The following is a 16,048-nucleotide window of genomic DNA, read 5'->3' on the forward strand; positions in this document are numbered from 1 at the left end:
ATCTATTAAGTCAAGATATATTCCATAGACACGTTGCCATACCCTACGTAATGCTATCCTCGCCACGCCTTCCTGCTTCGTAGATCGCTTTAATGCAATTGCGCGATTCAGTGTACTCTCATCAAGTGCTGTGTTGAAGATAGTAAATGGCGGGGCGATCACCAAGCGAAATTATGGACTCTATGCATGCATAAGGCATTGGCAGGAACATCAGTTGTGCCAGGCTATTCATCATCGTCATAAACGGCGAAGTGGAGAGAGGGCGCACCGTCTTCATCCAGCACGTTATCAGCCAGGTCAGAGATCATTTCCATCACCAGTGCGTACTCATCTTTCTTGCACTGAGCTGACTGCGAGATATCAGCCATAAGCCGGATTTTAATCAAAGCTATCTTGAGCTTATGCGAGGATTCCATCACCCACTCCAATGCACTGTTTATTTATACAGTATAGTATAAAAACTTCTTCACAATTTCCATAAAAAACTGACTGTTATTATTTGAGCAATCTCTCGAATGAGGACTTTAATGCGGCTGATCCCCATAGAAATCGGCCCAGCCCTGAAGTGGTGGGAGATGAATGACGACATCACCAAAGGTGATTTTGCCCCACGCGTTAAGGCTTCCAACTCCCAGCGTTCCGGGGCAATACCATGTTTTGCTAATTCACTGGATATCATCTGCACCTGGCACGTTCTGCAGGCGTCAATCTGGCTGACTGAGCAGCGCCACTCCATTTTGTTGGTTCATAATTTCGTTGTGCTATTGATTATCTCTGGTTTCTCTTTACGGAAAGCTGCTCCGCCTCACTCAGCGCGGAGTAATTTACTGGCCTGAGGAGAGTACGCCGACCGAAATCAGCCGGCGGCGAATCAGTTTTTGCGGGGAGCAATGTATGCCGGAAATTGAAAACAGCCTATATCCGGTGTTCGGTGTTTATCTAACGCTGTGTGACTACGATGCTCAGGTTGGAGAAGCGATGGCGGTGCTCCGTGCATTAGATAAATTACGCTGGCAGGCATGCCAGAAAGTACGCAAGTTGCCTGACTAAGTGGCTGGCCGGGGAAATATTCTATCTAATCTTATTTATTCAATAAAGCAACTAAATCATCAGTTATTTATTTATTCTATCAACTCGGAAACAACTCAAGATAAAATCTCAATGGCCGATGTTACTAATTAGAGTGAGATGTAAAATATTTAAATTACATGTTTTACAAATTGTTTCACATGCTCATCAATTGTATTACAAAGAATCGTTGTCATTTTTACATTAAGGGATAATAAAATGAGTTTTATAAGAAACATTAAAATAAGAACGGCGCTCATACTCATTCTCATTACGTTTTCTTTATTATGGGCTGGGGCATCAGGCTTTGCCTTATATTCACTTAAGGAGTTAAAACAAGAGCTTGGGGTGACCAATGTTCAACAACAAAATGGCGACATCATCAATGGCGCCAATGCGCAATACTACCTTGCGGTGACAGCGCTTGAACGTGCTATGACTGGCTTAGAAAGAAATGATAGTGGAGTTTACGACCTTGAAATGAAGGCAACGCTTATCGAATTAGACAGTCTTAAAAATGGACTCAGCCAATTTAAAGCGATTGATCATGGAAACCTCGACTCAGCGACCGTGGATGATATTTATAACAGTTCATTTACTCTCTACAATAATGCTGTATTACCGATGTTTAAATCAGCAACAGAAAAGAATATAAATGATTTTGATAAAATAAAAGCCGATAAATATCTTCCTCTTAGGAGTGACTTTAGTGTTGCAATAGACAAATACAACGCAAAGATAACCTCACTAAATAGTGAAGCAAATTTTAGGATTAACCAGTGGGTGGCATGGTGTCAGTATATTCTCATTAGTGCGCTATCAATCAGTCTGCTGATCATGCTGGCGACCGACCGTTATTTAGCTAACTTTCTCGTTAAGCCGTTGAACATAGTGAAGGCTTATCTTGAATCCCTCGCAGTAGGCGTGCTCGACAATAAGATTATTGACCAAGGTAAAAACTGTGTTGGGCAGTTAATCCCGTATATCGACAAAATGCAGGGGAACTGGGCCAAAACTGTCCATGAAATCCGCAACAGTGCAGATTCAATTTATAAAGGTTCTAGTGAGATATCGATCGGCAATACCGACCTGTCCTCCAGGACGGAAGAACAGGCGTCAGCACTGGAAGAGACAGCCGCCAGTATGGAAGAACTCGGTTCAACCGTGCGGCAGAATGCCGATAATGCCAGTCAGGCAAGCACACTGGCAGACCAGGCGACTCGGGAAGCACAACAGGGAGGGAGCATTGTCAACGGCGTCATCGCCACCATGACCAAAATTACCAGCAGCTCACATAAAATCGTCGATATCATTGGCGTCATCGACAGTATTGCGTTTCAAACCAACATTCTTGCCTTAAACGCCGCCGTCGAAGCGGCACGTGCCGGAGAGCAAGGCCGCGGGTTTGCCGTCGTTGCCAGCGAAGTAAGAAGTTTGGCGCAGCGCAGCGCACAGGCCGCAAAAGAGATTAGCGTACTGATTAAGGAATCGGTAGAAAACATTAAATCGGGATCTGAGCAGGTGACGAACGCAGGTGATGCGATGGAAAAAATCGTCAGTTCAGTCAGCCATGTCAATGACATTATGAGTGAGATAGCGGCGGCATCGACTGAACAAAGCAAAGGGATCAGCCAGATTGGTACCGCAGTGGTTCAAATGGACAGCGTGACGCAGCAAAATGCCGCATTAGTGCAAGAATCTGCGGCCGCCGCTGCCTCGCTGGAAGAACAGGCCCGTCAACTCACGGAAATTGTCTCTGTGTTTAAAATCGAAGGAAAGGAACCGCAATCTTCAACCGGTCCCCTTCTCCGGCCGAATACGCGGTCCAATAGCATCGCGTTAGTCAAAGAACAGGGCGGATGGGAAAAATTTTAATGTTGCAGCCCTTCTCAGCCTGTAAGAGAAGGGCGAATAACATTATTAACTTTCTTTGGCACATTATCGCCACTCTCTCCCGATAGAACTTTGATATCTGCAGTACAGGTAAGTCTTCCTGGGGCGCCTCCTCGTTGAGTTGGCGCCTTTCACCGGGATATATTACGAGGGAGAACTCTTTCCTACATTTTCATTCCGCCGTCTCTCACCTCTCCAAACTAGTTGAATTCCGCCCAATCCTCCAGTGCCTTAAAGTGCATATTGATATCACCGAACCTCATACGAGCACCGCGCGTTAACGCTTCCAGCTCCCAGCGTTCCGCGACAATGCCGTTTTTTGCTAATTCACTCGATATCATCGGCAACCTGGCACGTTCTGAGGGCGTCAATCTGGCTGACGGAGCTATATCGCGGGCCTTGGTTGGGTCATAACCTCGCTGCGCTTTGCTAATCCGTGGGTTGTCTTGACGGATACGCGCCACAATCGCCCTCACGGCGGCTATGTCGTTCCAGTCAATCGCCGATCCCGTATCGTTTTCGGCGGTCACTGTGTGTGATTCAGGCCGGTTATTTTGGCTTTTCTGCCGATTTGTCCCGGCAGGACTTCCGGCCAACCCACAGTTATTGACAGGACTCCGAGGCGCGCCAGAGGCGCTTTTTAAAGTCAAAGAATTAACGTCAACGGCAGACGCCACGATCCTCCATTGAGTTGTGCGGGTTTCATAAACGTTAGCATCGCCGAGGTGAGGCGCGAAAATACCCACGACCTTTTGCACGTCTTCATCATACGCATTCAGCTCATCAGCAACGCGACGCGCGACACGCACGGTCTGGTCTTCACGCGAAACGTTAGCGCCACCCTGTGCGGCAATGTAGGAAGCAAAATCACCGGCATCAGCAGCGGCACGCACGGCTTCAACTTCGTCGTCAAACGTGTCAGCCAAGCTAATAGACCGAATGCGTCGGCACTCGCGATACGCGCCCATCGTGGGTAAGCCAATCGGGTGAAATTGCGGTATACGCCACGTAGCGGCCCATGCGGTAACCGCAGCAGCAGAGTCGGTAAGCAGCTCGCCGGTTTCGTGGTCGCGCTCGCCTTCCAGTGCGTAGCCATCGATATTCTTCGCAATGTATTTAGCGATGTAACCCGCCGCGCCGCCACGGTTCATGTGCTTACAGTCAAAGCGATTCTTTGCTGCCCCACGTTCGTCGCCGTCTTCCTTCATGGCGCGCTTACGCATGATGTCGATCACGCGTAAGCGCTGGGCAGGCTTGGTGAAAAGCATCATGTGCCAGTGCGGCGTCGCATCGTGGTGAGGCTCAACAACGCGCATGCCGTAAACCTGCAGGCCATCATCTTTAAACGCGGTGCGGATCTTGCTCCACACATTGCACAGATAGCGCTGTCCATCTTTCGGCGTATAGACTTCTTTGTCCCACGTCCGGTTGAACTGCACCCGTTTATCTTTGCCTTTGCCGACGGTCCGGGTTGGGTGAAATTTTGAAGGCGTGGTGATAGTGATAAACATACCCACATCACCGGCCTGTGCCGCATAGCCTTCAATCCCGGCAATTGTGCTCATGAGTTCCATACGGCGGATCTCAGGGTTTGAAATGCTCGCCATCACCTTATCGATCAGGCTGAAACGCTCACCGGTTTCGACGTTTTCAATATCGCAGCTTTTGAGGTAGTCGATATTTGACTGGCGGCGCGCTTTCACTTCGCGGATTGCCTGCTTACTGGCATAGGGGGATTTACTGCGATTAACGTTGCCGATAGCGATCAGTAACGCTTCGCGCCAGCGGGTGCGCTGTGCTTTTAACTGGCGGACCCAGCAGTCGGGATTAACCAGGCGCGACAGGCTGGCGATGGCTGAACGGGCATCAAGACCACCTTTGCGGTATTTCTGCCAGTGCATCGGGAAAACATTGAAAGCGCGGGCCATGCCGGCAAGCTGACCATAAAGCTCAGCCTGGGTGTCGTTTTCAAACAGCACGGCGCTGTCACCGTCGTTTTCTGCGAGCAGCTCATCGCAGCGCGTTTCATAAATGGCCTTGAGCTGCGCGGCAATGTCCTGCGCCAGTATGCGCAAGCCTTTATCTTTCAGATTCGGCAAACGGTGATAGGTATCGGACTCTGAGACAAAACGCAGCGACGCATTCAGATCCATAGCATGGGCGGCATTTACGGAATCAACGCGCGGCAGGATATTGCGGCCCAGCGTGAAAACGAGGTATTTGTTTGCGGCGTGCAGACCTTTTTCTTTCAGCAGGTACTTATGGCGACTGGTGAAGGTTTCATAGAGATCGTGGGATAGCGTTTTTACTTTATCTAAAACGACTTGCCCCTGACGGAATTCGTCACGGGTAAGCGGTCTTTCATACTGCCCGGCAATTGCCGGGCGTGGTGCGTTCCAGGGGTAAGCCCATTCGGTAACAGCAAACATCATTCGCAAACGCCAGCATAAACGCTGTTACAGACAGATTGATCTGTCGAAGCCATGAGTAAATCGAATTGGTTGCCCCCGCGAGTTGTTAGCGCCCAATCTCTATAGGTTTTTATTCCATGAGACGAAAGGCTAATTTCAGCGCTGTTTTTCGTTGCCTTTTTAGGGTCATGCCCAGAATGGAAGAAAACAGCATTCCCACGACGCGAACAGGCTGCAACGATTCCTTCCCATTCAGAAAGGCGCTTAACCTCATCAGGCCAACGCTTAAAGATTTGTCCCAACTCGGCCTTAACAACATTGACGCAAGGCATACAACCAACACGATGACAACCTTGCTCATAAAGCGGATTGGGTTTAATACCGTGCCGTTTCGCCAGTGCAAATACTTCGTCATGCGTCCAATTGAGAATTGGGCGATAAATATTTAAACCTTTACCGAGATCAAAACCAGATTCCCACTCACTCAACAGAGCGCGCTGCGGTGATTCCTGTGCGCGCACGCCCTGCCATGTGACAACCTGATCAAATTTAGTGAGCAATGGATTTATAAACTGATCGCGGACCGGCGCACTCTTTAATTCCGTAGAACAAAAACGGCCCTTTGTGGAAGGGAAGCGCCCTTTCCACATGCACAAATCCAGAAATGGTATGCCTGTTGGGTGAAGTGTTTTAAGAGCAGTCTGGATAATTTTCTCAGCCTGCTTCGCGGTAAAGCCACATTCAGTAGTAAGGGATTCAGGCCATTTTTCTGAAATAAACTTTCGCTTATTAGTCATGCGTTCAGTGAAGTCGGCTTTAACTCTTTTCACCGTTCCCAGCTTGCTCTCAAGATAAGATAAGTATTCAAGCGTCTGAGGGTGTTCATGACCAGTGTCGGCAAAAACGGTCATATACAACACGCCTGCTTCGCGTGCTAAAAGCCACTGAGCCAGTGAGTCCTTACCGCCTGAAACAGTAATAGCGTTCAGCGTTCCCCATGCAAAACAGCGGCTGTCGATCGTCATCATACTGTTTCCTCTTCACGCTCAGGAAAACCAGCCATCAGCAGAGAGTCGACAGCGGGATCGGGCGGCAGATACTGCGGTTGCTTTGGTGTGATTTTGGCGATGATCTCAGGGGCCGATTTCGCGCAGCCGGCGGAAGCACCAACGGAACGCCGCGCACTCAGCTCAGTGATGTTGAAAGCGCTGTAAATCGAACGGGCAGCAGGCACGTCAGCATTTGACGCGATGACCGGATAGCTTCTTTCTGACAGACGTTGAAGAAGTAAGGCAAGGCGACACTGATCGTCATCATTGAAACCAGCGGTGTGATAATTGGTGAAGTTCTTTTCTTTCGTGCCAGATAAATAGGGCGGATCGCAATACACCACATCGCCGGGGACAACCATGCGCAAAGTTTCTTCGAACGAGCAGCAAACGAAAGTGGCGCGCTTTGCCTTCACTGCAAAAGCACGGATCTCATCTTCGGGAAAATATGGCGCTTTATACTTGCCATAGGGAACGTTAAAGCCGCCAGACTGGTTATAACGGCACAGTCCGTTAAAACAGTGACGATTTAAATAGAGGAACATCGTACTTCTAATTAATTGGTCACCGAACCTGGAGTTAAATGCATCGCGGATTTTATAATATTGCACATCAGTGTTGTGGTCCGTGAAGAAAGCTTTCGCTAATCCAATTACTGCGTCGACATCTTTTGCAATTTGCTTATACAGATTAATCAAATCCAAATTGATATCTGCGACTAAATAGGCCGGATAATCATTATTTATCATTACCGCACAAGAACCAGCAAACGGCTCAACCAGTCGATCACCGGCTGGCAGATGCTGCTTAAGGGTTTCCATCACCCGGGATTTAGAACCCGCCCATTTTAAAATAGTTCTCACGTTGATCCCTTAATCGTAATTACGGTTTTCAGGCCGTTTTTTAAAATCTGCATCACTGATATCCGCAGCGAGGAAACCGCTGGCGATAACGGCCAAAACACCCACCAGAACGTAGAAAGCAATCATGCGCGCCTCCGATAAAGCCGATCTCTTTGTTCCTGCAATTCCTTACAGGTCACGCATAATTCAACGCCCGGCAAAGCAGCGCGGCGGGTTTCGGGGATAGGGCGGTCACAGTCGATGCAGAACATTGCAGAGACGCCGGTCACTGACTGGCGGGCGGCGTTGATTTGAGCATCAAGGATTTCAGCCTGGCGCTCGGTAATTGAATCGAGTAAATCCGGCATCAGTGAATTTCTCCGGCTGCATTACGAATGCGCTCTGCTTCAACTCGCAGTGCTTCAACCGCTTCGGCGGTGGTCATGTCATGCTTAACGACATAAGACGCCAGTACTTCAAGACGGTTGGAAAAGACTTCTGCATCATTGCGGCGCTGATCGTCACGTGCGTTGTTCAAAAGGATAAGAACGGCGGCGGTGTGTTCACTACCGGACTTTGCTCGGTCAACGGCAATATCCGTTGCTTTCTGCTGGCTTAAATTCATTGTGATATTCCTGTTTTTAGGCAAAAGAATGCCCGGCGAGTTGAACGCCTATTAAATTAATTTCTATTAGTGACTAGTATTTAATGCGCAATCATCTTCACTGATAAATCTTGGCAGTGAGTCAGCAAGGTCAATTAAAGAATTCAGTGCGGCAACCACTTGCTTACGTTCGGCGTATGTCAATTCCGAGAACTTCATTTCAACATGACGAGTTTTTAAACCAGCATGGAAGCAAATCGTTTTACGCATATGCGGCGGACTGGCGTCAAATGCTTCCTGCGCTGCATTCTTTCGGAACGGAAACATTTCTTTAATACGAGAAAGATGTTTAATTCCGATTTCTCTTTGCTTTTCGTTTGCTAATAACATGGGGACCTCAACTAAATAAGCGCTTAAATAGCGGCTTTCTTTTCGCTGGAGTTGGCGCGGAGCTAAAAGCAGCCTGACGCGGTGCGGGGTTCCAGCACTTACCACTCGGTAATTCAATCCAGCCATGGCCGAAATGACGCGCCGGCGATTGTTGCTTTAACAGCGGAGCGATAGAGATAGCCATGGTTACACCATCCCGTTAGTGGTGATGCTGGCTATAGTGCCAACGGCGGAAGCAAGTGCCGGTGAAGCCTGAACGCGGCCCTGAACAATCAAGCCGATCAGGGAAAGGTGTCGGATCCCAGCATTCACGCCATCAAGTAACGACATCCGACGCTGTGAGGTGACATTACCGCCGCGAACGGCATCTGCTGCAATAGAACCCACGGCGGCGGTTGCCTGAAGTGCGTAGGTTGAAAGGTTTAAGGTTGCCAGCTCGTTCACAGGCACTGATGGCAGGCAGTTAATCTGTGCCAGCATGCCGTCGAGCAGGGCAGCGTCTTCTGTCAGGTCAGTGATCAGCAGCACTTCTTCACAGGTCAGTTTGTGAGGTTGCTCCGGGTTGAACTTATTCCGCAGGATTTGGGGTTTAGTTCCCATATCAGCCGCCAGTTCAGCGATATTGTGACGATTCACAAATGCCTTACAGGCTTCGTCAAAGTGATTTTGTTTAGAAACGCGATAATCAAACATTGTTAGTCTCTGCTCGTTTGAATAATCTGGCTCAAGGCTTTATGTAGCGGCACTTGATGGCTTGCTGACGGTTTTTCTCGCGCCATGCTTCGAGATTGATCAACGCATTACCGTGACGCTCCATTACGATAGTTTGCTTTTGACCCGTTTCTCTGGATATACGGTTCTGGGTAACAGTACTTGATGGGGTAGGGGCGAGCAGGACAACACCATTGGCGATCCACTTTTCGAGAACCGCACCGCTGATTCCATTGATAGAAGCGAAATCTTTCTTCGATATAGTCGGAGATGTTGCCAGAGTGGTCAGTTGCAAACTTACCGTGTTAACAATAGTTGCAGAAATGGCTGACTCTAAGGCGGGTAGTAGCTGAGAAATTAATGAACCTATGAACTGTTTAGAAGCAGCTCTTTTCTTTAGTTTTGTGCTAATTGCATTCCGGCGAGACATAAAGCAAAATCCCTATTCAGTCGTTTGAGTTCTATGGTGTTACATGTGGTGTGTAGGCACTTTAGATCGCTTTATTTGAACTGTAAATCTCTTTTGGCGATTTGTTGGTAAAAAAAATGCGTTTAGAAAATGCCGTAGCTGCTGATGTGCTAGAAAGAATCCTTTCTGCATATGGCTTTACTATGCAAAAAGAACTGAGTGATAAGCTTGGTATTGCTAAAAGCAATGTTGCAAGTTGGATGCAGCGTGGGCAAGTTCCTGGCAACGTTCTGGTTCAGTGCGCACTGGATACAGGAGCAGATGTTCAATGGCTAGTGAATGGCGTGTTTGCAAATGAAAGTATTAATGCCGAACCGTCATGTTTAGATAGATCAGTGAGTCGGGTGAAGGGCAAAGCACTAATCGAAATTATGCTTTCAACTGGTGGACGCCCTGTCCTGCAAAGGATTATGGATGCATACAGATTTAAGACTCAAAAGGAACTAAGTGATTATCTATTGATATCAGCTGCCACGATCAGTACATGGATACGCAGAGAATTTTTTCCTGGTGATGTGGTGATAGCATGCTCACTCGATACTGGCGTTTCATTGGCGTGGCTTGCGACAGGGAAGGGAGCAAAAGTTCCACGAAATAACAGTAATATATTAATTCCCAAGAAATGTTTAAATGCTGGCACTATAGAAAATTCTGGCGATTGGGAATCAGATGTGGATTTTATACCACATGAAGTAGTCAAACCCGTTTTCGTTCATAGTAACTCTGGTTCTTGGATCGCTGACTTTGGTACTACTGATATCAGCAATGGTCGGTGGATTCTTGGGATAGATGGTAAATATGATATCTATGATGTCGTTCTCTTACCTGGCAAAAAGATCAATGTCACAAGTAAAGGCTTAACCTTTACTTGCGGGATTAATGAAGTCACAGCCTCTGGAAAAATCGTTGTGACAATGGAATATAACTTTTAGAAGGAAAAAGCATGGAAGCTATTATTATTGTTTCCCTTATTGTTGCTGCTTGGGCAATTAGCAGTATTTGCTCAAAAAACCAAAGCAAAACTAAAAAACTATGGAAATCTATTTTAGCCGGTTGGTTTTTCGCTGGAGTCGGTAGTGCAGCAACTACACCTGAAGCATCAAGTATCAGCATAATTATACTAGTGATAGGCATTGCTATTATTGCTTATTCAAACCATCAGAATACTAAAAAAACATCCTCAAATGATGATATCTTTCGCGAACACAGAGAAGCACTTAAAAGCTTTGAGTTTGAAGGTGAAATAACTAAAAAAAGAACTTATCGAGAGACTAAGTTTACAAGTAAATTCACTGATACTGAGTTAACTAAAGTTGCTTTTCACTATGTTAACTCTAAAGGAGAAGAGACGTTTAGAGATGTTGATATCAAAAGTTACGATGGTCATTACTTAGAGGGTTATTGTCATCTTTCCAGGCAGTTAAGGACGTTTATTCTTAATCGAATTGAAGGCGACATTATAATTAGAACAACAGGTGAGTTACTTGACCCTTACCAATGGGCAACTATGTTAGCTGATTAAAAACATGTGGTTAGACGGGAGTTATATGATGATCTCCGTCCCATTAACAAGGAAAATAGATGTGACGAATGTTATCATCTATATTATAATCATGGAGTTAGCATCAATCCAAAGAAATTGACATTTCCATACATTTACGTACAATAAGATAATTCTTAAATATCATTTTTTTTGATTCAATGTGTTGGATTAAGGGAATTCCAGACAATATGAATAGTGATAGTCTTTTTATTAAATGTGAATCATGTGGCACTATAAACAACAAGAATTTAAATTTCTGCTCTAAGTGTGGCTGTAAATTAAAGAGATCGAGAGGGAAAATATATTTTTCTATAGGTCTGCTGGCATTTTTTCTACTTTTGTTTATTTCATCTTACGATAATCATTCTAAGGAGTCATCCGGTTCTGTTTCCAGTGTTGCTCAGAAATTATCTATTCCAGAACCTCCAGAGGCTGAAATTAGACTAATATCACTTTCTGAGATGATAAGGGATAAATACGGTTCGGTAAAAAATGAACTTCAAAAATCCGTATTGAGAGACGAAAGGAAAATTCAACTCGGAAACATTGGGCTGACAAAGGCCACAAACTGGATTGGGACAATCTCTAAACTCGATACGAATACAGATGGCAATGGTATTTTAGTAATTAAACTTTCGCCAAATCTCACACTTGCAACCTGGAATAATACGTTTTCTGATATGCAAGATGATACGCTAATTGATAAGGGTTCCGAATTATACAATGCGTTGTTGAATATGAGTGTCGGACAGAAGGTTATGTTCTCAGGTGCATTTTTTCCATCCAGTCAGGATACAGTTAAAGAAAAAAGCATAACTATTAATGGTTCATTATCAGAACCGGAATTTTTATTTAGATTTAATTCTATAAAATCAATTTAAAAGGATACTTTATATGGCCTTAATTAGTTGTCCAGAATGTTCGGCAAAAGTTAGCGATAGTGCAATTAAATGCCCCGCTTGTGCTGTTCAGTTGAGAAAACCTAAGCGTAGTTTTTTTGGAAAATTGATCAAATTCGTCTTTATAGCATTCAATATTTTGATGCTTATCTGGATCGTCGGTGGTTATAATACTGCTACGGAAAATATGGATAAACTATCAGGAGCAGAGCATGCGGGCGCAGCTGTGGGGACAGGAATCGGAATGGTGATGCTTTTCGGTCTCTGGGTCATCGGCGATATCATTCTTGGTTTGTTTGTAATGTTTACACGTCCAAAAGTCTGAGTCGAAAAACAAGAATAACTTTACTACCCTTGTTTTCTTGTCGCCAAAATACAGCCAAATAATCATGTAACTCATTGATTATAAAAGACTGAATAAGTATTCGGTCTTTTTTTTAGCTAAAAATCTTACACGGTTTACACGGTATAGTTCATGTTCAATGCGGCGGGTTTGCTTACCAAACCAATCAGCGAGGGCGATTATGCGAACAAGAGCAGCATCAGGGTTATTGATAATTGATCAGTCCAATCAAATATTGCTTTTTCGCTTTACCCATAATGCAGATGCGCTTTTAGGGAAGTATTACTGGGCAACACCCCGGTGGCGGGCTTGAACCAGACGAGTCATTTGAGCAAGCTGCAATGAGAGAACTTCGTGAAAAAAAAGAATTTTGTGTGAGGACATAGATAGTTATGTTGCGCAAAGGTCATTTGAAATGATGCCACCAAGTGGGAAACGGTTCAAAGATTGTAGATGTTTTTATCAGTAATCGCTATGCACCAACTCCACCACCTGTTACCGATCTGAATCCCACTCGAGATAAAATATTTAATATTGGCTAATTTATTAACATTGGAAGTGGTGTTTATCAATTTCACTATTAATCCAGCCAATGTAATAAAATCAATGCCCTGGATGTTCTTCATAAGCATTATCACTTCCTTGTCAGTATTTCCAATAATATGCAGTCAAAACATTGATGAAGAGGAGGGCGCTTACTAACAACGGATGTCATGCGCCTCTCTCAGACAGGCTGAGAGAGGCTGCAATATTAAAACTTCGTCCATCCGCCCTGTTGTTTGACTAACTCGGTGCTATTGGACCGCGTATTCGGCCGGAGAAGGGGACCGGTTGAAGATTGCGGTTCCTTTCCTTCGATTTTAAACACAGAGACAATTTCTGTGAGTTGACGGGCCTGCTCTTCCAGCGAGGCAGCGGCGGCCGCAGATTCTTGTACTAATGCGGCATTTTGCTGCGTCACGCTGTCCATTTGAACCACTGCAGTACCAATCTGGCTGATCCCTTTGCTTTGTTCAGTCGATGCCGCCGCTATCTCACTCATAATGTCATTGACATGGCTGACTGAACTGACGATTTTTTCCATCGCATCACCTGCGTTCGTCACCTGCTCAGATCCCGATTTAATGTTTTCTACCGATTCATTAATCAGTACGCCAATCTCTTTTGCGGCCTGTGCGCTGCGTTGCGCCAAACTTCTTACTTCGCTGGCAACGACGGCAAACCCGCGGCCTTGCTCTCCGGCACGTGCCGCTTCGACGGCGGCGTTTAAGGCAAGAATATTGGTTTGAAACGCAATACTGTCGATGACGCCAATGATATCGACGATTTTATGTGAGCTGCTGGTAATTTTGGTCATGGTGGCGATGACGCCGTTGACAATGCTCCCTCCCTGTTGCGCTTCCCGAGTCGCCTGGTCTGCCAGTGTGCTTGCCTGACTGGCATTATCGGCATTCTGACGCACGGTTGAACCGAGTTCTTCCATACTGGCGGCTGTCTCTTCCAGTGCTGACGCCTGTTCTTCCGTCCTGGAGGACAGATCGGTATTGCCGATCGATATCTCACTAGAACCTTTATAAATTGAATCTGCACTGTTGCGGATTTCATGCACAGTTTTGGCCCAGTTCCCCTGCATTTTGTCGATATACGGGATTAACTGCCCAACACAGTTTTTACCTTGGTCAATAATCTTATTGTCAAGCACGCCTACTGCGAGGGATTCAAGATAAGCCTTCACTATGTTCAACGGCTTAACGAGAAAGTTTGCTAAATAGCGGTCGGTCACCAGCATGATCAGCACACTGATTGATAGCGCACTAATGAGAATATACTGGCACCATGCCACCCACTGGTTAATTCTCATATTTGCTTCACTATTTAGGGATGCTATTTTTGCGTTGTATTTATCTATTGCAGCACTAAAGTCGCGTCTAAGAGGAAGGTATTTATCGGTTTTTATTTTATCAAAATCATTTATATTTTTTTCTGTTGCTGCTTTGAACATCGGTAACACGGAATTGTTGTAGAGAGTAAAAGAACTGTTATAAATGTCATCCACGGTTGTTGAGTCGAGGTTTCCATGGTCAATCGCTTTAAATTGGCTGAGTCCAATTTTAAGACTCTCTATCTCGATAAGTGTTGCCTTCATTTCAAGGTCGTAAATACCACTGTCATTTTTTCCAAAACCAACTATGGCGCGCTCCAGCGCTGTCACCACACGGTAGTATTGTGCATTGGCACCATTGATGATGTCGCCATTTTGTTGTTGAACATTGGTCACCCCGAGCTCTTGTTTTAACTCCTTAAGTGAATATAAGGCAAAGCCTGATGCCCCAGCCCATAATAAAGAAAACGTAATGAGAATGAGTATGAGCGCCGTTCTTATTTTAATGTTTCTTATAAATCTCATTTTATAAACCCTTGATGTCAGAAATGGAAAAAATGCCTTGCAATAAAATTGATGAGCATGCGAAACAATTTGTAAAGTATGTAAGTAGATTGTTTTACATCTCATTCTAATTACTAACATCGGCGCTTGAGATTTTATCTTGAGCTGTTTCTGAGTTAATAGAATAAATAAATTACAGCTGACAGCGTTGCTTAATTCAATAACTCGAAACTTTGGTTGTTAACAGGATGAGATCGCTATCTTTCTGAAAATAGCTCGTACCAAAGAGGGTTTTATCGACAGCAGCACGCAACATTGCTTCTCTGTATATTAAAACGACTAAGTGCAGTGTAGGGGTGGCTCAGCCGTACAGTTGTAAAATCTGTGCGGGAATGCTCCAACACTTGACTACTATACTAAGCTGATAATTATCCTCTGAAATTGACAGCTGTAAGTGATGGAACCTTACGGTGATAAGGCTGGCGCTTATGCGATTCATTATCGTTACTCTCATTTTATTGGTTGTTTTGCTTTACTCCGCCCCATGGATTAGCCGTATTTTACCGCCTCAGTACAATCCATTTTCTCCATTGTTGATAAGCGATCCGCCGAATTTCATCACCCAATTTAAACTGCGGCGTCTGGATAAAAACCCTCAAGCCTGTTTTGCTGCGCTCGAAAGAGCCAGAGACGCGGGGGCTATCTCGTTTATTACCATCGGTGATACGGGCGGAACCTGCCCACTCTCTTCGCCTGTACGCGTACAGAGATTTGGCTCCGTTGCATTAAGTTCCAGTTTTCTGGCCAGTTGCAGACTTGCATTAAGCAGCGCGATGTTTATTTCTCAGGTGGTAAAACCTCAGGCACAGGCTCAACTGGGGTCCGATCTGATCCGTATCGATCACCTTGGCAGTTATGTGTGCCGTAACCTATATAACCGCGCTGAAGGAAAGTTAAGTGAACACGCCACCGCTGAGGCTTTGGATGTTGCTGGTTTTCATCTTGCTGATGGCACTGACGTAACGGTACTCAAAGGTTGGAAAGAACAAAAACCTCGTGGGAGTTATATACGCGCCATTTTTAAAGAGAGTTGTTCCTATTTTGGCAATTCTATTGGACCTGATTACAACGTAGCCCATGCCAATCATTTTCATTTTGGGATGCGCTGGTTTGGTTTTTGCCGTTAAACAGCACTTTTAGTGGGGCGAGAGCACCGTCCAGAGTGGGAAGGCCGCGCCAGCATCCTGTGTCTTTACACACGATTAGCAGCCCAGAAAATTGAACCTTTCAGTAACAAAAAAGGTGTGCAGCAAGTAATGTAAAAATTAACGTGGAGTTTTTACGCAAAAGTGTCGTTATAGAGTGTACTCATTAGTTACAGGTCAATAAATTAGCTGCTTTTTCTCTCACAAGCTGACACCCTGTATGCAGTAGCGTATC

19 protein-coding genes and 1 pseudogene are annotated in these 16,048 nt (G+C 45.4%); 9 read left to right on the forward strand and 11 right to left on the reverse strand.

Translation table 11 applies throughout. From position 1 onward, the window contains the following. Positions 1 to 224: 224 nt before the first annotated feature. Positions 225 to 416: a hypothetical protein gene (locus ACMV8I_RS03250; protein ID WP_498863773.1), complete on the reverse strand. Its 192-nt coding sequence runs from the start codon at positions 414 to 416 to the stop codon at positions 225 to 227. 111 nt (positions 417 to 527) lie between these two features. Between ACMV8I_RS03250 and ACMV8I_RS03255 the strand changes: the two genes are divergently transcribed. The 3 genes and pseudogenes from ACMV8I_RS03255 (at position 528) to ACMV8I_RS03265 (ending at position 2,943) form a co-directional block, all read left to right on the forward strand. Then, on the forward strand, positions 528 to 836 hold the full coding sequence (locus ACMV8I_RS03255; protein ID WP_498863774.1) for a hypothetical protein: 309 nt from the start codon (positions 528 to 530) through the stop codon (positions 834 to 836). A 100-nt stretch (positions 837 to 936) separates the two neighbouring features. Next, positions 937 to 1,046: pseudogene (locus ACMV8I_RS03260) on the forward strand (IS5/IS1182 family transposase); the annotation flags it as partial. Positions 1,047 to 1,287: 241 nt separating this feature from the next. Continuing rightward, positions 1,288 to 2,943 carry a methyl-accepting chemotaxis protein gene (locus ACMV8I_RS03265; RefSeq protein WP_498863775.1) on the forward strand — a complete coding sequence of 552 codons (1,656 nt, stop codon included), beginning with the start codon at positions 1,288 to 1,290 and terminating at the stop codon, positions 2,941 to 2,943. Between the two features lie 218 nt (positions 2,944 to 3,161). Here the strand turns inward: ACMV8I_RS03265 and ACMV8I_RS03270 are convergent, their stop codons facing one another. The 9 genes from ACMV8I_RS03270 to ACMV8I_RS03310 all read right to left on the reverse strand — a co-directional run bounded on the left by ACMV8I_RS03270 (position 3,162) and on the right by ACMV8I_RS03310 (position 9,398). Then, the gene (locus ACMV8I_RS03270) at positions 3,162 to 5,393 is read right to left on the reverse strand and encodes a replication endonuclease (RefSeq protein WP_498863776.1); all 2,232 of its coding nucleotides are present in this window, start codon (positions 5,391 to 5,393) and stop codon (positions 3,162 to 3,164) included. Beyond that, positions 5,390 to 6,400: a phosphoadenosine phosphosulfate reductase domain-containing protein gene (locus tag ACMV8I_RS03275; protein WP_498863777.1), complete on the reverse strand. Its 1,011-nt coding sequence runs from the start codon at positions 6,398 to 6,400 to the stop codon at positions 5,390 to 5,392. Before ACMV8I_RS03275 ends, ACMV8I_RS03270 begins: the two co-directional genes overlap by 4 nt. Then, positions 6,397 to 7,284, reverse strand: a complete 888-nt coding sequence (locus tag ACMV8I_RS03280) for a Dam family site-specific DNA-(adenine-N6)-methyltransferase (protein ID WP_498863778.1) — start codon at positions 7,282 to 7,284, stop codon at positions 6,397 to 6,399. The genes ACMV8I_RS03275 and ACMV8I_RS03280 overlap by 4 nt, the downstream gene beginning before the upstream one ends. 122 nt (positions 7,285 to 7,406) lie before the next feature. Beyond that, positions 7,407 to 7,631 carry a TraR/DksA C4-type zinc finger protein gene (locus ACMV8I_RS03285; protein WP_498863779.1) on the reverse strand — a complete coding sequence of 75 codons (225 nt, stop codon included), beginning with the start codon at positions 7,629 to 7,631 and terminating at the stop codon, positions 7,407 to 7,409. Continuing rightward, complete coding sequence (locus ACMV8I_RS03290; protein WP_498863780.1) at positions 7,631 to 7,888, reverse strand: DUF2732 family protein; 258 nt, start codon at positions 7,886 to 7,888, stop codon at positions 7,631 to 7,633. The genes ACMV8I_RS03285 and ACMV8I_RS03290 overlap by 1 nt, the downstream gene beginning before the upstream one ends. 66 nt (positions 7,889 to 7,954) lie before the next feature. Further along, positions 7,955 to 8,257 carry a phage replication protein B gene (gene repB / locus ACMV8I_RS03295; protein ID WP_498863781.1) on the reverse strand — a complete coding sequence of 101 codons (303 nt, stop codon included), beginning with the start codon at positions 8,255 to 8,257 and terminating at the stop codon, positions 7,955 to 7,957. 7 nt (positions 8,258 to 8,264) lie between these two features. Next, positions 8,265 to 8,441, reverse strand: a complete 177-nt coding sequence (locus tag ACMV8I_RS03300) for a phage filamentation protein Fil family protein (protein WP_498863782.1) — start codon at positions 8,439 to 8,441, stop codon at positions 8,265 to 8,267. A 2-nt stretch (positions 8,442 to 8,443) separates the two neighbouring features. Next, positions 8,444 to 8,950, reverse strand: a complete 507-nt coding sequence (locus ACMV8I_RS03305; RefSeq protein ID WP_498863783.1) for a phage regulatory CII family protein — start codon at positions 8,948 to 8,950, stop codon at positions 8,444 to 8,446. A 31-nt stretch (positions 8,951 to 8,981) separates the two neighbouring features. Beyond that, positions 8,982 to 9,398 carry a hypothetical protein gene (locus ACMV8I_RS03310; protein WP_498863784.1) on the reverse strand — a complete coding sequence of 139 codons (417 nt, stop codon included), beginning with the start codon at positions 9,396 to 9,398 and terminating at the stop codon, positions 8,982 to 8,984. Between the two features lie 116 nt (positions 9,399 to 9,514). On the opposite strand from ACMV8I_RS03310, the gene ACMV8I_RS03315 reads away from it, so the two are divergent. The 5 genes from ACMV8I_RS03315 to ACMV8I_RS03335 all read left to right on the forward strand — a co-directional run bounded on the left by ACMV8I_RS03315 (position 9,515) and on the right by ACMV8I_RS03335 (position 12,608). Next, positions 9,515 to 10,369 (forward strand): phage repressor protein CI, encoded by an 855-nt coding sequence (locus ACMV8I_RS03315; RefSeq protein ID WP_498863785.1) that lies wholly within the window; start codon positions 9,515 to 9,517, stop codon positions 10,367 to 10,369. Positions 10,370 to 10,380: 11 nt separating this feature from the next. After that, the gene (locus tag ACMV8I_RS03320; protein ID WP_498863786.1) at positions 10,381 to 10,959 is read left to right on the forward strand and encodes a WYL domain-containing protein; all 579 of its coding nucleotides are present in this window, start codon (positions 10,381 to 10,383) and stop codon (positions 10,957 to 10,959) included. Positions 10,960 to 11,168: 209 nt separating this feature from the next. Beyond that, on the forward strand, positions 11,169 to 11,861 hold the full coding sequence (locus tag ACMV8I_RS03325) for a hypothetical protein (RefSeq protein WP_498863787.1): 693 nt from the start codon (positions 11,169 to 11,171) through the stop codon (positions 11,859 to 11,861). A 13-nt stretch (positions 11,862 to 11,874) separates the two neighbouring features. Further along, the gene (locus ACMV8I_RS03330) at positions 11,875 to 12,204 is read left to right on the forward strand and encodes a zinc ribbon domain-containing protein (RefSeq protein WP_498863788.1); all 330 of its coding nucleotides are present in this window, start codon (positions 11,875 to 11,877) and stop codon (positions 12,202 to 12,204) included. 299 nt (positions 12,205 to 12,503) lie between these two features. Beyond that, a complete protein-coding gene (locus ACMV8I_RS03335; protein ID WP_498864703.1) occupies positions 12,504 to 12,608 on the forward strand; it encodes an NUDIX domain-containing protein in 105 nt (34 codons plus the stop codon). A gap of 365 nt (positions 12,609 to 12,973) precedes the next feature. Here the strand turns inward: ACMV8I_RS03335 and ACMV8I_RS03340 are convergent, their stop codons facing one another. After that, a complete protein-coding gene (locus ACMV8I_RS03340; RefSeq protein ID WP_498863789.1) occupies positions 12,974 to 14,629 on the reverse strand; it encodes a methyl-accepting chemotaxis protein in 1,656 nt (551 codons plus the stop codon). 467 nt (positions 14,630 to 15,096) lie between these two features. Here ACMV8I_RS03340 and ACMV8I_RS03345 point away from each other — a divergent pair, with 467 nt between their 5' ends. After that, on the forward strand, positions 15,097 to 15,795 hold the full coding sequence (locus tag ACMV8I_RS03345; RefSeq protein WP_498864704.1) for an extensin-like domain-containing protein: 699 nt from the start codon (positions 15,097 to 15,099) through the stop codon (positions 15,793 to 15,795). Positions 15,796 to 16,048: the final 253 nt, after the last annotated feature.

Source organism: Ewingella sp. S1.OA.A_B6 (genome assembly GCF_049889095.1).
Taxonomy (GTDB): domain Bacteria; phylum Pseudomonadota; class Gammaproteobacteria; order Enterobacterales; family Enterobacteriaceae; genus Ewingella.

Coding starts and splice junctions, on each gene's coding strand:
- ACMV8I_RS03270 (WP_498863776.1), bottom strand. CDS start 5,393: ATGATGTTTGCTGTTACCGAATGGGCTTACCCCTGGAACGCACCACGC.
- ACMV8I_RS03290 (WP_498863780.1), bottom strand. CDS start 7,888: ATGAATTTAAGCCAGCAGAAAGCAACGGATATTGCCGTTGACCGAGCA.
- ACMV8I_RS03330 (WP_498863788.1), top strand. CDS start 11,875: ATGGCCTTAATTAGTTGTCCAGAATGTTCGGCAAAAGTTAGCGATAGT.
- repB (WP_498863781.1), bottom strand. CDS start 8,257: ATGTTATTAGCAAACGAAAAGCAAAGAGAAATCGGAATTAAACATCTT.
- ACMV8I_RS03255 (WP_498863774.1), top strand. CDS start 528: ATGCGGCTGATCCCCATAGAAATCGGCCCAGCCCTGAAGTGGTGGGAG.
- ACMV8I_RS03305 (WP_498863783.1), bottom strand. CDS start 8,950: ATGTTTGATTATCGCGTTTCTAAACAAAATCACTTTGACGAAGCCTGT.
- ACMV8I_RS03340 (WP_498863789.1), bottom strand. CDS start 14,629: ATGAGATTTATAAGAAACATTAAAATAAGAACGGCGCTCATACTCATT.
- ACMV8I_RS03325 (WP_498863787.1), top strand. CDS start 11,169: ATGAATAGTGATAGTCTTTTTATTAAATGTGAATCATGTGGCACTATA.
- ACMV8I_RS03265 (WP_498863775.1), top strand. CDS start 1,288: ATGAGTTTTATAAGAAACATTAAAATAAGAACGGCGCTCATACTCATT.
- ACMV8I_RS03320 (WP_498863786.1), top strand. CDS start 10,381: ATGGAAGCTATTATTATTGTTTCCCTTATTGTTGCTGCTTGGGCAATT.
- ACMV8I_RS03250 (WP_498863773.1), bottom strand. CDS start 416: ATGGAATCCTCGCATAAGCTCAAGATAGCTTTGATTAAAATCCGGCTT.
- ACMV8I_RS03315 (WP_498863785.1), top strand. CDS start 9,515: ATGCGTTTAGAAAATGCCGTAGCTGCTGATGTGCTAGAAAGAATCCTT.
- ACMV8I_RS03300 (WP_498863782.1), bottom strand. CDS start 8,441: ATGGCTATCTCTATCGCTCCGCTGTTAAAGCAACAATCGCCGGCGCGT.
- ACMV8I_RS03310 (WP_498863784.1), bottom strand. CDS start 9,398: ATGTCTCGCCGGAATGCAATTAGCACAAAACTAAAGAAAAGAGCTGCT.
- ACMV8I_RS03345 (WP_498864704.1), top strand. CDS start 15,097: ATGCGATTCATTATCGTTACTCTCATTTTATTGGTTGTTTTGCTTTAC.
- ACMV8I_RS03285 (WP_498863779.1), bottom strand. CDS start 7,631: ATGCCGGATTTACTCGATTCAATTACCGAGCGCCAGGCTGAAATCCTT.
- ACMV8I_RS03275 (WP_498863777.1), bottom strand. CDS start 6,400: ATGATGACGATCGACAGCCGCTGTTTTGCATGGGGAACGCTGAACGCT.